This is a genomic window from Photobacterium sp. GB-210, assembly GCF_003026075.1.
Classification (GTDB): Bacteria; Pseudomonadota; Gammaproteobacteria; order Enterobacterales; family Vibrionaceae; genus Photobacterium.
In genome coordinates, this window is sequence record NZ_PYNU01000016.1 from 52,883 (window position 1) to 65,369 (window position 12,487).

The window sequence follows — 12,487 nt, forward strand, 5'->3', positions numbered from 1 at the left end:
AAAGTTTAAAAAATAGAAGTTAAAAATAAAAAGTTTGAGGTAAAAACAAAAAATTTCGCAAAAAAAAGCGGATCCTCTAGTGAAAATCCGCTGTATTACTCAGGTACCGCTACGCTTAGTTATAGCGCTGTGCCTTGTATTGAGGGTGCATTAAGTTTTCGATGGAGAAGATATCATCTAATTGCTCTTCCGTCAGCAAGCCGCGCTCTAGCACCACTTCACGGACACTCTTACCGGTTTCAGCACAGATTTTACCTACGATATCGCCTTCATGGTGACCAATGAATGGGTTTAAGTAAGTCACGATACCGATAGAGTTAAACACGTAGCTCTCACAGACATCTTGATTGACTGTGATGCCTTCGATACATTTCTCACGTAAATTAACACACGCATTTTTAAGTAAGCTGATTGATTCAAACAACGCTTGGCCAATCACAGGCTCCATGACGTTAAGTTGAAGCTGACCTGCTTCTGCTGCAAAAGTAATGGTTGTATCGTTACCAATTACTTTAAAGCAAACTTGGTTAACCACTTCTGGGATAACAGGGTTTACTTTTGCTGGCATGATAGATGAGCCTGCTTGCATTTCAGGAAGGTTGATTTCGTTCAAACCAGCACGAGGACCAGAAGACAGTAGACGTAGATCGTTACAGATCTTAGAGAGTTTCACCGCAGTACGTTTTAGCGCGCCGTGAACCATAACATAAGCGCCACAGTCAGATGTTGCTTCGATCAAGTCTTCTGCTGGGGTAACAGGTAGGCCTGTAATTTCAGCTAGACGTTGAACCGCTAGGTGTTGGTAACCTGTCGCTGCATTCAAACCAGTACCGATAGCCGTCGCACCTAGGTTGACTTCAAGCAGTAGCTGCGCGGTGTAATGCAGGTTTTTGATTTCTTCTTTTAACAACACACTATAAGCATGGAATTCTTGGCCTACCGTCATTGGTACAGCGTCTTGTAGCTGAGTACGGCCCATTTTTAAGATGCTAGCAAATTCCGTTGCTTTCACATCGAAGGCTGTCTTTAGGTACTCTAATGCTTCTAGCATGTTAATGATGCTGTTATATACCGCAACGCGGAAACCAGTAGGGTAAGCACAGTTAGTCGATTGTGACTTGTTTACGTGATCGTTCGGGTTAATGATGTCATATTCACCTTTCTTTTTGCCCATAAGCTCAAGAGCAAGGTTTGCAATCACTTCATTGGTGTTCATGTTGACAGATGTGCCAGCGCCGCCTTGGTATACATCAGAAGGGAATTGATCCATACAACGGCCTGTTTCTAAAATAAGATCACAAGCTTGCTCGATGTAGTTACCGACTTCTGAAGGGATCGCACCCAGTTCTTTGTTCGCCATCGCTGCAGCTTTTTTGGTGAAAACCATGCCGCGAACAAACTCAGGTACGTCTGAGATGGTGGTATTAGAGATATTAAAGTTTTCGATTGCACGTAGAGTGTGAATACCCCAATACGCGTCTGCTGGAACGTGACGCTCACCAAGAAGATCTTCTTCGATTCGAGTTGCAACATTCAGTGCTGCTTCGTTATTTTTTTCAAGATCAATCATCTGAGACATAATATAGCCCTTTGGGAATCTTTTAATAAAATCAATGATTAAGCCAACTGTCTAAGCAAAGGGTCCGTTTTGCTAAGTTGAAGCAAGATGATCGTACCTGACATCTTAATTGATGCTGATGATACTCCCCTGATTGGCTAAAAACATAATCCAGATCACTTTTTACGTGAGCCTGAAAATATTTGCACAGAAACGCGATCCTACTCACAAAAGTTGTTAACAGGAGGGGTGGCTTATTTATCTAAAAATGAAAAGAAATAACAAAATATGAACAAGTTGTTTGAGGGGGAAATGTGTATTTAAGGTTTAGTGCAAAAAGAACTGTTGAATTATTTGTTAACGATTTTTTATCTTAGGCGACACGGTATTTAGCGTTTAAACATGTAATACTATATTGAGTCATTCAGCGTTTTGAATACCGATACGTTATAAAAAAGAGGTTAGGTGTGTTTGCAATATTAATGCTGCTTTTTATCGCCGTTCCAATGATTGAAATTGGTCTATTTATTCAGGTCGGTGGCTTTTTAGGTTTTTGGCCGACCATGATGCTAGTGTTTATTACTGCCGTGGTTGGGGCTTCTTTGGTACGTAGCCAAGGATTAGCGACATTAATGTCTGTACAAACAAAGATGCAGCAAGGGCAAATGCCAGCACAAGAAATTGTTGAAGGTGTACTGTTAGCCGTTGCTGGAGTGTTATTGCTTACGCCTGGATTTATGACAGATGCATTAGGCATGTGTATTTTACTGCCGCCTATTCGTGCCAAAATTGCACAGCAATTAATGCAGCGCGTAAAAGTGCAGAGCAACTTTAATCAGTTTGGTGGCGGTTTTAGCTCAGGGTTTGATGGGCAATCAACTGGGCCGTTTAGTCATAAAAATGACAATGGTGATGTTTTCGATGGTGAATTTGAACGTAAAGATGATCAAAATAACAACCATCAAAACCCACGTTTAAAGTAGGTCTTTAAACGTAGTATATAAAAAGTTATTAATAAAAAAGGCAGCGTTAGCTGCCTTTTTTATATTTACACTATTCATATTTTAGAGGGGATAACGAGCGAAGATAAGGTCGTTTTTCGTAATCGCCGCGCATACAAATAAGCACAAATACCACCAATAACATTGGCAATGGAGATGCCGATAAAGAGCCCTTTCGTACCATAGTACAAGCTGCCTACCCAAGCGCTTGGTAGCAGAAAACCAAATAAACGTAACAGGTTCCAAATCAGTGCGTTGACGGTTTTATGTAATGCATTGAGCGCGCTAATGAGTAGCATACATACTGCTTGTAAACCATAACTAGCTGGTACGACTAATAAATAATGCCACAGTTGATGTTGTACTGTGGCATCACGAGAAAACAGTGAAGCTAATGGCACACTGAGTGGCACCATGGCGATAAAAATCAACAGTTGGAATAAAATCGCAAAATGCATGGCAGTAAAAAGCGCCTTAAAAGCCCGTTCCGGTTTATTGGCGCCAAGGTTTTGCGCCATAAACGGCATTAATGCTGAGCCCAATGCCATCATCCCTATCACTAAAATTGATTCAATACGCATCGCGGCACCGAATGCGGCAACTGATGCGGTACCTTGCGCGGCAAGCAATGACATTAATAGAGCACTCGATAATGGATTGAGTGCGTTTGATAATCCAGCAGGCGCGCCAATATGTAAAATCTGCTGCCAATCAGATTTTAATTTTAGGAGTACCGGCATTGTGAGTAACTTTTCACGGCGATGGAGCAAATACAATGATGCGGTTAATGCTACTGCCCAACTGATCCCGCTTGAGATTGCAGCGCCTTTCACTCCTAATTCTGGAAACGGCCCGTAACCAAAGATCAATAAAGGGTCGAGGATACCGTTAATTAAACCCGCTATGATCATAATTTTAGCTGGGCTTTTGGCATCGCCTGTTGCGCGTATTGCACTGTTACCCGTCATTGGGATCACCAATAAGGGGATCGCGATGTACCACACAGTCATATATTCGTGGATGATTGGCAGTAAATCCGCACTGGCGCCCATTAAGGAAAAGAGTGGATCGATTGTTAGCCAACCAACGGTTGAGCCTAACACCATTAAAATAACGGCAAGCAATAAACCATGCGTGGTAAGCCTTGCTGCACTTTTGGTATCACCACTTCCGAGCAAACGTCCAATGCTGGTGGAGATCCCAACACTCATTCCCATGGTGATACAGTTCAGACCAAAGGTAACGGGAAAAGTAAAACTGACTGCGGCTAATGCCTTGGTGCCAAGCAGTGAGATAAAAAATGTATCAACCAGATTAAACATTAAGATAGCAATCATACCGAAGACCATTGGTACAGCTAAACGGCGTAATGCATCTGGGATCGGATCGGATAATAAGCCGTATTTATCAGGCTTGTTGTTGGTTTCCATGGCGGTCTCATTGTAAGGATGCTTGCATACCCTAATGCAAAGAATGTGATCGGGCAAAAGTTCTCAAATAAATAATGAAAAAAAATCGGTCTAAACCTTGGGTTCTCTCTAATTAGACCCAACATGATTAGATAATAGAAAAGTCGCCAAACATCAGTTTGTGTGTACATTCATGTATGGAAATTACCAATTATCAGGAGAGACGACCGATGAATATTCGTCCTTTACACGACCGTGTTATCGTTGAGCGCCAAGAAGTTGAATCTAAGTCTGCTGGCGGCATTGTATTAACAGGTTCTGCGGCTGAAAAATCAACACGCGGCAAAGTACTTGCAGTAGGCAAAGGTCGTATTTTAGAAAACGGTTCTGTTCAGCCACTTGACGTTAAAGTTGGCGACACTGTTATCTTTGCTGAAGGCTACGGCACTAAGACTGAAAAGATCGATGGCAAAGAAGTTCTAATCATGTCTGAAAATGACATCATGGCAATCGTTGAATAATCCGATCACATCGAATTAAAAATTAAGAAAGGAAACGCAAGATGGCTGCTAAAGACGTTAAATTTGGTAACGACGCACGAATTAAAATGCTAGAAGGTGTCAACATTCTAGCTGACGCAGTAAAAGTAACATTAGGTCCTAAAGGCCGTAACGTTGTACTAGACAAATCATTTGGTGCACCAACTATCACTAAAGATGGTGTTTCTGTTGCGCGTGAAATTGAACTGGAAGATAAATTCCAGAACATGGGCGCACAAATGGTGAAAGAAGTTGCATCACAAGCTAACGATGCGGCGGGTGACGGCACAACAACAGCAACAGTACTTGCACAAGCGATCATCGCTGAAGGTCTAAAAGCAGTCGCTGCGGGTATGAACCCTATGGATCTTAAGCGCGGTATCGACAAAGCGGTTATTGCTGCGGTTGAAGAGCTAAAAGCACTATCTGTTCCATGTGCTGATACAAAAGCTATCGCACAAGTAGGTACGATCTCTGCGAACTCTGATGCAACTGTGGGTAACCTAATTGCTGAAGCGATGGAAAAAGTAGGCCGTGATGGCGTTATCACAGTTGAAGAAGGCCAAGCACTTCAAGACGAACTAGACGTTGTTGAAGGTATGCAGTTTGACCGTGGCTACCTATCTCCATACTTCATCAACAACCAAGAAGCGGGTTCTGTTGATTTAGAAAGCCCATTCATCCTATTGGTTGATAAGAAAGTATCAAATATCCGTGAACTTCTTCCTGCATTAGAAGGCGTTGCTAAAGCATCTCGTCCTCTACTTATCATCGCAGAAGACGTTGAAGGTGAAGCGCTAGCAACATTAGTTGTGAACAACATGCGTGGCATCGTGAAAGTGGCTGCTGTTAAAGCACCTGGTTTCGGTGACCGTCGTAAAGCAATGCTTCAAGATATCGCAGTGCTAACAGCAGGTACCGTGATTTCTGAAGAGATCGGTCTTGAGCTAGAAAAAGTTCAGCTAGAAGATCTTGGTCAAGCTAAGCGTGTAACTATCACTAAAGAAAACACAACAATCATCGACGGTTCTGGTGAAGAAGCGATGATTCAAGGTCGTGTTGCACAAATTCGTCAACAAATTGAAGATGCAACATCTGACTACGACAAAGAAAAACTTCAAGAGCGTGTAGCTAAACTTGCTGGCGGCGTAGCGGTTATTAAAGTTGGCGCAGCAACTGAAGTTGAAATGAAAGAGAAGAAAGACCGCGTAGAAGATGCACTACACGCAACTCGCGCAGCGGTTGAAGAAGGCGTTGTTGCAGGTGGTGGTGTTGCACTTATCCGCGCAGCATCTAAAGTTGCAGGCCTTACTGGCGACAACGAAGAGCAAAACGTGGGTATCCGTGTAGCACTTCGTGCAATGGAAGCACCTATCCGTCAAATCACGAAGAACGCTGGTGATGAAGAATCTGTTGTTGCTAATAATGTACGTGCAGGTGAAGCGAACTACGGTTATAACGCAGCAACTGGCGAGTACGGTGATATGATTGAAATGGGTATCCTAGACCCAACAAAAGTAACTCGTTCAGCACTTCAGTTCGCAGCATCTGTTGCTGGTCTTATGATCACGACAGAAGCAATGATTACTGACAAAGCGACTGATACTCCTGCAATGCCTGATATGGGCGGCATGGGTGGTATGGGTGGCATGGGCGGTATGATGTAATCGTCTCTCCCTTGTTTCACATAAACTCATAATGTTTTAAAAAGGTTCATAACCATATGGTTATGAACCTTTTTTTGACTTGTATGTTTCGCGTTATTTCTAGTTTAACCGTAGTATTGCATTTTTATTGAGGTATTTGATGGGGTATCTAGTTGTGTTGGGATCTTAAATTGTGGCATTTTTTATACCATACCCCTACTATAATGCCCTATTTAACTATCCAAATGGTGAATGCAATGCCACTTGCAGCATCTGAAGTAAAGAGTCTTACTTGTCCTGAAGGACGAGCGCAGATAAAAAAATCTAACGGTAATGGTCTGTTTATATTGGTTAAAAGTAATGGTTCGAAGCTTTGAAGCGATATCGATGTGATGGTGGGAGCAGCAGAAGGATTCATAGTCTGAAGATCATGCTCGACGAGTAAAGCGATGGTTGACTCTAGACTCAAAATATCTTCGAACTTTGAATGTGGATGAGATTGATGCAGGGCATATAACTGAGCTCATGTTATTAATCGAAAAATCGGGCAATCCCAAGAAAGCACCAAACATCTTAGCTGTAATTAATCGGATTTTTGCTTATGCGCTTGCACACCGTCTTACGAGAACTAATCCAGCACAAAGTTTATCTTTAAGAGATATCTTAAAGCCCCTCCCTAAAGTCAAAAATAGACCAGCAATAGTTAAGCCCGTAGAATTGGCTCAGCTTATCCAAGATATTGATCAAACTGACACTGGTAGTTTCTGTACAGTTGAAGCTCTAAAGTTAATCCCTAGAGTATTCTTGCGTCCAAAAGAGATTAGGCACCTTAAGTGGGACTTCATTGACTTTGAAGCAAAGCTAATTCGTATTCCGGCAGAAGACATGAAGCGGGAACGTGAGCACCTTGTTCCTATGGCCCACCAAGTATGCGAGCAGCTTCGATTAGTTAAGGAAATCACTGGTTACTCTACCTATGTTTTTCCTAGCATCAGAGATGGCAGCAAGCCCATTAGTAAAAATGTAATGACAAATCGCCTACGAGATCTTGGATATCCATCTGACGTAATGTCAGCTCATGGATTCCGGAGTACAGCATCTACCATTCTTCATGAGCAGGGTTGGCAGCATGACCTTATAGAAGTTCAACTAGCTCATCTCATTGGTTCGGCGACAGCTCGAGCTTACAATCGTTCACTTTACCTTTCTGAGCGTAAAAAAATGATGCAAGGTTGGGCTGACTATCTTGATGAGTTAGGTAGTCGTACTAACTTGGATTAGTATGAATTTGAGAGCGTAAAAAGCTTCAACCGAGCCGAAGGTGCTGTTAGGCACGGCTGATACCGCATAAGGGTATCAGCCAGACTTATTAATAGAACATAGTTTGAATTGTTTTTGTAAATCACGAAAACTTAAGTTCTAGCAGGGTTGATCACCAGTGTTTCCCTGCGGTCATGTGTTTTACCATCCATTTCATCGCGCATTTGCTTGAACGGTTTCTTGTCTTGCCCCATGCCGTTAAGCGTTTTCGCTGTGATTCCAGCTTGAATCGCTGCGTCATACGGGTCAACCCCTTGCTTTACCAAGTCATCTTGAATTTTTTTGACCACTGCATAGGGGGTGTGGGTCTGCTCAGCACGAAAGAAGTGGTAAGCATCATTGCCTACGGCTAGAGCTTTGTCAGCTGCTTTTGCACTTTCGGTAAGACGTTTTTTCATTTGGGTTCCTCGTAATATGTGATTTATAAAACAAGCTACAAAACAAAGGATTGTCAGTAGTACGGGATCAGCATAGCGTGGGTATGAAATATCGAAAAGGTAAAGATTTGGCGACAGATCTTTACCTTGCATTGTTCTGAAAGAGGTAAAATAGTGTCGGATTCAGTAGAGAACTTTTGTCTGAATATTATGGATAGCTTGTTACTGTCTGGTATCCAAGCGTGGAAGGTAATTCGTCGAGGCGATGCCCAACCGATCGCTAATCTATATGGAAACTTGGCAGCCTATGCGGCCAAAAGTATCCATCCGGATTGTTTTGGTAGTAATCAAAAGTTCGAAGAGTTTGTACTGGACACTCTTCACTTACTCTACTTGGCGGCTAAAAATGGGGATTATGTTCGCCACAGCCGTCATTTGGATGAATACCTGCCCCAGCAGTTGCGCAAGCTGCGGCTGGATATGATTGAAAAACACTTAGTACACAGCAGGACGATAACTCAAGTGGATTTGGATTGGGCTCGAATCATCCGTTTTTATTTCAGTGGATTGCCTTCAATTCTTATAGCCTACCAGACTTTTAATCGACTTGGTTTTATTACAGATGCTCAGTTTAGTGGCCACGGAGACCCAAACAAGAAAGCGGTAGAGTCGGCACTGTATCAGCAGGTAGCGCGTTTACGAGGTGATTACCTACTGCTAAATGGTATAAGGAAAGATGAATACATTCTTGCTGAGTCTGAAGTTGAAGTTAAGCGTGGAGATTTCCGTAGCGATGGTTCAGGGATGTTTATTTACCTTCCTAAAATTACAGACGTGGATACTTTTGATAAACGGGTTAGCCAGATACGTAATGCTTTGTTTATAGAGCAAGAGCTGGAAAAAGTTAAAGATTATCAAAGCTGGATGACAGCCTGTGAGAAGTTCAGCGTTGATAACGCCTACTACCAGCGAAGTCTGATTACTAACAAAGGAAAGGCGCTTGGGCTTATCACTGCTTTGCATTATGACGTGATCTGCAACCAGAATGCGATTGCATCGTACAGTTTGGATCAGGATCTGCTTCGGACGGACATCAATAAGCTCAGCATTGAACGAAAAACCACTAAGAAAAGTGCCCGGGAGTATCTAACCGAGCTCCTTAAGAATCATGGTTTTACTTTGGGAGAAGATTCAATTCGTCTTTCCACCAAGAAGTACCAGTCCATTCTGGAGCAGGTTCTATGAAGGTGATTGTGACTCATTTTGTATTTTGTGATGGGAATCTTGTTCTATTGCACACTTGAGTTGAGCGATTTAGCAGTACCTATAGTTACTTAAGGGTAATACGCTAGTAAACCACTTTCACTAAAAAGATCAGACGTGAGTTACATAATGGTGTGTGTAGACCGCAAGTCGTGTTGACTTACCCTTCATCTACAACAATGCGGCTTGCTTTGTCATTAATTCTCTTTCGCAAGTTAAAGACGGTGCGTACTGTTACTCCCAACTCATCGGCAATCTCTTGTTGAGATACGCCTCTCATCTGCATTTCCAGCACCTTGGATTCATTTTCCGATAACTTGTTGATGAGTATTGGAAGTGCTTTATCGGAGAAAGTTAGATCATCCAAGCTTTCTTCCATACAAACAAATGTATCAGGATGTTCCTTATACTCTTTATCAAAACGAGGGAATTGTACATATAAGTCCAAGTAACTACAAAGCAGAGAATGGTCGGTTTCCTCTTGCTCTGGGGTATGCATTGACGGTTTATGCTAGCCAAGGAACGACTATAGATGGCAATGTTTATGTGTACTGGACTGCTGGAATGGACAGAGCAAATACTTATGTGGCAGGCAGTCGCCATAAGGGTTTATGTTATTGGTTTGAAAATGAAAAAGAGTTAGATCTACTGTCGCAAATAGATGCAGTACACGCCATGCAATTGCTCAACAGCGCCTTGTTACCCTATCCAAGTGTATGAGTGCTGACAGGAATACGATTATGGCAATAGAACATCTGGAACGCTTGAATTCATGCCAGTTACACAATGGGCAAGCACAAGAATTTGAATAGCCAGTAAAAATGACTTAAGGCGATGTTTGTCAGTTTGATTGGTAGAGCATTCAATACACCCATGTGCGTGATACAATGTTGTTTTACTTTGTTTTGTGGTAACGCTCAGATGCTTTACCTTGATAAATAAACCATAGTTTCTCCAATTGACTAATAATGGCCTAACTTTTAATGACGATACAAACTCATCAAGCATCAGAACTGATCAACAATGGTTTTATGAGCTCGAGTGAACTCAAGAGCTATAGAGTTGACCAAGAGTTGGCAAAGTTCTTCTCTGCATACGAAGTAGAAAAGAAACCTATTGAAGTTAATTTTAGAGATCTAGTCGATTGGGTTCCCTATTCAGATTCCTATACTCACTATATTCATAGTTACCCTGCTAAGCTAATTAAACATATTCCTATATTCTTTCTTAACTCAAAGATACTACTACCTGAGAGTAAGAGTTTGGTTCTAGACCCTTTTTGTGGCTCAGGAACAGTTCTTCTAGAATCGCTACTTGCTGGTCATAGCGCAATTGGGTGCGATGCTAACCCACTTGCAAGACTGATAGCTAGGGTAAAAACTACGAGGTTGGAAGCTAAGGAACTACATAGAACCAAAGCTTCCATAATGCTCAAAGCTAGGAGGCTTAGAAAGGTTATTCCGCTTAACGTTGTCAATATAGAACACTGGTTCTCTAAGAACACAATCAAGCAATTGTCCCAATTGTATCGCTCTATTAATGAGATCTGCACAGGGGAGGAACTGGAGTTCTTTTTGGCAACTTTTTCGAGCATTGTTAAAAAAGTCAGTTATGCAGATCCTAACTTGAGCGTGCCAGTAAAAATTAAGCCAGAGAAGTATGTAAATATTGATATAAAGGAGCGGATGTCAAACAAGCTTTTGGAGTTGAAAAATATTGATGTGATAAGCTTATTTGGCAATCAGGTAGATAAAAATACAAACAGAATATCGTTGCTTGAAAAGGTTTCTAGTTATGATGTTACGGCTAACGTTGTTTCAGAAGACGCTAGAAGAATAACTAAAAGCTTAGACAACAGTGCTGAACTTCTGGAACCAAATAGCGTTGATTTTATTGTGACCTCTCCACCTTATGCTGGTGCTCAGAAATATATTCGCTCGTCTTCATTGAGCTTGGGCTGGCTTGGCCTGTGTGAAGAAAAAAGCTTAAGAGACTATGAGAAACTAAACATTGGAAGAGAGCATTATAGTAAGTCAGAGTATGTCGAATCTATAAGGTTTGGTTTGGCCGATATTGATACTTTTTTTGATGAGGTGGAAAAAGAGAATCCTCTTAGGGCTCATATAAACAGTAATTATTTAAAGGAGATGGAAAGTGCAATCTCTGAGATGTATCGAGTTTTAAAAAAAGACAAGTATTGCGTTATTGTGATTGGCAATAATGAGGTTTGTGGCAGAAAGTTTGAAACTCAAAAATATATAAGATTGTTGGCTGAAAGGTTAGGGTTTTCTACAAAGCTAGTTTTAGTCGATGATATTCATTCTCGAGGCTTAATGACGAAGAGAAATAAAACAGCAAGTATTATAAATTCTGAATGGATACTGGTTTTTAAGAAATGAATGAATTTAATTTTAAAGAGATGCTCGATATAAAGATTATGCGACTTTCTCAAAGTTTATGGGAAAGTAAAGTTAATCGAGGAAATCTCTCACGTTGGTTGGATAATTTTGAGTCATCGAAAGAGGATGCAGAGTGTGAGCAAACGCATGCGATGTATCTGCTAAGTAACTTCATGTATTTTGGTGCTCGAGAGATTAGGGAGCTGTTGAAGTCTCTATACAGAGATAAATTTTTCAAACCTCTTATTCAAAGTGTGAGGAAGAGAAATGTTAATGTGAAAGATATGTCTGTAATAGAGCCTGAGATATTACAAGAGCTGAAAGCGACTAGATTTTTAGGTATGGGAAACCCTTCTGAAAGTGGAACCCACCTTCTTTACTTTTTTAGGCAGGAAAATGAATTAGGTAAAGAAGACTTTATGCATAGTCATGAGATATTGTCTTTCGATCGTGATGGAGATGGTAATGTATCCCTGAGACTGAATAAACCTGAAGTTAAAAGGTATATTTTACTTGATGATGTATGTGGAAGTGGTACTCAAGCCATTCAATATTCTAAAAAGTTAGTATCGGAAATGAAATCTCTTGATCCTAACATTGAAGTTTACTATTTCACTTTGTTCTCGACAGTAGAAGGTATGGAGAATATAAGAAGAGAAAGTGATTTTGATTTGGTTGATTGTATTTTTGAGTTAGATGAAACATTTAAATGCTTTTCTGATTCGGCAAGGCAATTTAGAAATGAAGAACATCTTCCGATCTCCCAAGAGTTTGCCAAATCGTTTTGTGAAAAATATGGTATTAATTTATTTGGAAAAGAACATTGTTTAGGCTACAAGGGAAGTCAACTATTACTTGGATTTACACATAATACACCAGACAACACTCTTCCAATCATATGGGGAGAAAATAACTGGGAGCCTCTCTTCAAGCGTTACCATAAAAAATATGGCTTTAAGTATAATTAGTGAGGAT

The 12,487-nt window shown here is 41.0% G+C and carries 12 protein-coding genes; 8 read left to right on the plus strand and 4 right to left on the minus strand.

Annotated features, from left to right (window positions below; translation table 11 throughout):
- Nucleotides 1-115: 115 nt before the first annotated feature.
- Nucleotides 116-1,579, minus strand: coding sequence for an aspartate ammonia-lyase (gene aspA, locus C9J38_RS15950; RefSeq protein ID WP_107207976.1), 1,464 nt, complete (start codon nucleotides 1,577-1,579; stop codon nucleotides 116-118).
- A 446-nt stretch (nucleotides 1,580-2,025) separates the two neighbouring features.
- On the opposite strand from aspA, the gene C9J38_RS15955 reads away from it, so the two are divergent.
- Nucleotides 2,026-2,541, plus strand: coding sequence for an FxsA family protein (locus C9J38_RS15955; protein ID WP_107207977.1), 516 nt, complete (start codon nucleotides 2,026-2,028; stop codon nucleotides 2,539-2,541).
- Between the two features lie 74 nt (nucleotides 2,542-2,615).
- On the opposite strand, the gene C9J38_RS15960 is transcribed toward C9J38_RS15955, so the two are convergent.
- Nucleotides 2,616-3,989 (minus strand): MATE family efflux transporter, encoded by a 1,374-nt coding sequence (locus tag C9J38_RS15960; protein ID WP_107207978.1) that lies wholly within the window; start codon nucleotides 3,987-3,989, stop codon nucleotides 2,616-2,618.
- Between the two features lie 209 nt (nucleotides 3,990-4,198).
- Here C9J38_RS15960 and C9J38_RS15965 point away from each other — a divergent pair, with 209 nt between their 5' ends.
- From C9J38_RS15965 to C9J38_RS15975, 3 genes are all read left to right on the plus strand, one after another.
- Nucleotides 4,199-4,489 carry a co-chaperone GroES gene (locus C9J38_RS15965; RefSeq protein WP_005372610.1) on the plus strand — a complete coding sequence of 97 codons (291 nt, stop codon included), beginning with the start codon at nucleotides 4,199-4,201 and terminating at the stop codon, nucleotides 4,487-4,489.
- Nucleotides 4,490-4,530: 41 nt separating this feature from the next.
- Entirely contained in the window at nucleotides 4,531-6,174 is a 1,644-nt protein-coding gene (gene groL, locus C9J38_RS15970; RefSeq protein WP_105061388.1) for a chaperonin GroEL, read from the plus strand.
- Nucleotides 6,175-6,678: 504 nt separating this feature from the next.
- Nucleotides 6,679-7,434 carry a site-specific integrase gene (locus tag C9J38_RS15975; RefSeq protein ID WP_233218516.1) on the plus strand — a complete coding sequence of 252 codons (756 nt, stop codon included), beginning with the start codon at nucleotides 6,679-6,681 and terminating at the stop codon, nucleotides 7,432-7,434.
- A gap of 131 nt (nucleotides 7,435-7,565) precedes the next feature.
- Here the strand turns inward: C9J38_RS15975 and C9J38_RS15980 are convergent, their stop codons facing one another.
- Nucleotides 7,566-7,871 carry a hypothetical protein gene (locus C9J38_RS15980; RefSeq protein WP_107207979.1) on the minus strand — a complete coding sequence of 102 codons (306 nt, stop codon included), beginning with the start codon at nucleotides 7,869-7,871 and terminating at the stop codon, nucleotides 7,566-7,568.
- 153 nt (nucleotides 7,872-8,024) lie between these two features.
- Between C9J38_RS15980 and C9J38_RS15985 the strand changes: the two genes are divergently transcribed.
- Nucleotides 8,025-9,095 carry a hypothetical protein gene (locus tag C9J38_RS15985; RefSeq protein ID WP_107207980.1) on the plus strand — a complete coding sequence of 357 codons (1,071 nt, stop codon included), beginning with the start codon at nucleotides 8,025-8,027 and terminating at the stop codon, nucleotides 9,093-9,095.
- A gap of 178 nt (nucleotides 9,096-9,273) precedes the next feature.
- Here C9J38_RS15985 and C9J38_RS15990 read toward each other — a convergent pair whose 3' ends face one another.
- Nucleotides 9,274-9,612: a sigma factor-like helix-turn-helix DNA-binding protein gene (locus tag C9J38_RS15990; protein ID WP_107207981.1), complete on the minus strand. Its 339-nt coding sequence runs from the start codon at nucleotides 9,610-9,612 to the stop codon at nucleotides 9,274-9,276.
- 65 nt (nucleotides 9,613-9,677) lie between these two features.
- On the opposite strand from C9J38_RS15990, the gene C9J38_RS21780 reads away from it, so the two are divergent.
- From C9J38_RS21780 to C9J38_RS16000, 3 genes are all read left to right on the plus strand, one after another.
- Nucleotides 9,678-9,833, plus strand: a complete 156-nt coding sequence (locus tag C9J38_RS21780) for a hypothetical protein (protein WP_158259511.1) — start codon at nucleotides 9,678-9,680, stop codon at nucleotides 9,831-9,833.
- Nucleotides 9,834-10,096: 263 nt separating this feature from the next.
- Nucleotides 10,097-11,512: a DNA methyltransferase gene (locus C9J38_RS15995; protein ID WP_107207982.1), complete on the plus strand. Its 1,416-nt coding sequence runs from the start codon at nucleotides 10,097-10,099 to the stop codon at nucleotides 11,510-11,512.
- The gene (locus C9J38_RS16000) at nucleotides 11,509-12,480 is read left to right on the plus strand and encodes a hypothetical protein (RefSeq protein WP_107207983.1); all 972 of its coding nucleotides are present in this window, start codon (nucleotides 11,509-11,511) and stop codon (nucleotides 12,478-12,480) included. The genes C9J38_RS15995 and C9J38_RS16000 overlap by 4 nt, the downstream gene beginning before the upstream one ends.
- Nucleotides 12,481-12,487: the final 7 nt, after the last annotated feature.

Bases quoted from the DNA above. Each gene is read 5' to 3' on its own strand.
- aspA (WP_107207976.1), bottom strand. From the start codon at position 1,579: ATGTCTCAGATGATTGATCTTGAAAAAAATAACGAAGCAGCACTGAAT.
- C9J38_RS15975 (WP_233218516.1), top strand. From the start codon at position 6,679: ATGTTATTAATCGAAAAATCGGGCAATCCCAAGAAAGCACCAAACATC.
- C9J38_RS15960 (WP_107207978.1), bottom strand. From the start codon at position 3,989: ATGGAAACCAACAACAAGCCTGATAAATACGGCTTATTATCCGATCCG.
- C9J38_RS16000 (WP_107207983.1), top strand. From the start codon at position 11,509: ATGAATGAATTTAATTTTAAAGAGATGCTCGATATAAAGATTATGCGA.
- C9J38_RS15980 (WP_107207979.1), bottom strand. From the start codon at position 7,871: ATGAAAAAACGTCTTACCGAAAGTGCAAAAGCAGCTGACAAAGCTCTA.
- groL (WP_105061388.1), top strand. From the start codon at position 4,531: ATGGCTGCTAAAGACGTTAAATTTGGTAACGACGCACGAATTAAAATG.
- C9J38_RS15990 (WP_107207981.1), bottom strand. From the start codon at position 9,612: ATGCATACCCCAGAGCAAGAGGAAACCGACCATTCTCTGCTTTGTAGT.
- C9J38_RS15965 (WP_005372610.1), top strand. From the start codon at position 4,199: ATGAATATTCGTCCTTTACACGACCGTGTTATCGTTGAGCGCCAAGAA.
- C9J38_RS15995 (WP_107207982.1), top strand. From the start codon at position 10,097: ATGACGATACAAACTCATCAAGCATCAGAACTGATCAACAATGGTTTT.
- C9J38_RS21780 (WP_158259511.1), top strand. From the start codon at position 9,678: ATGGACAGAGCAAATACTTATGTGGCAGGCAGTCGCCATAAGGGTTTA.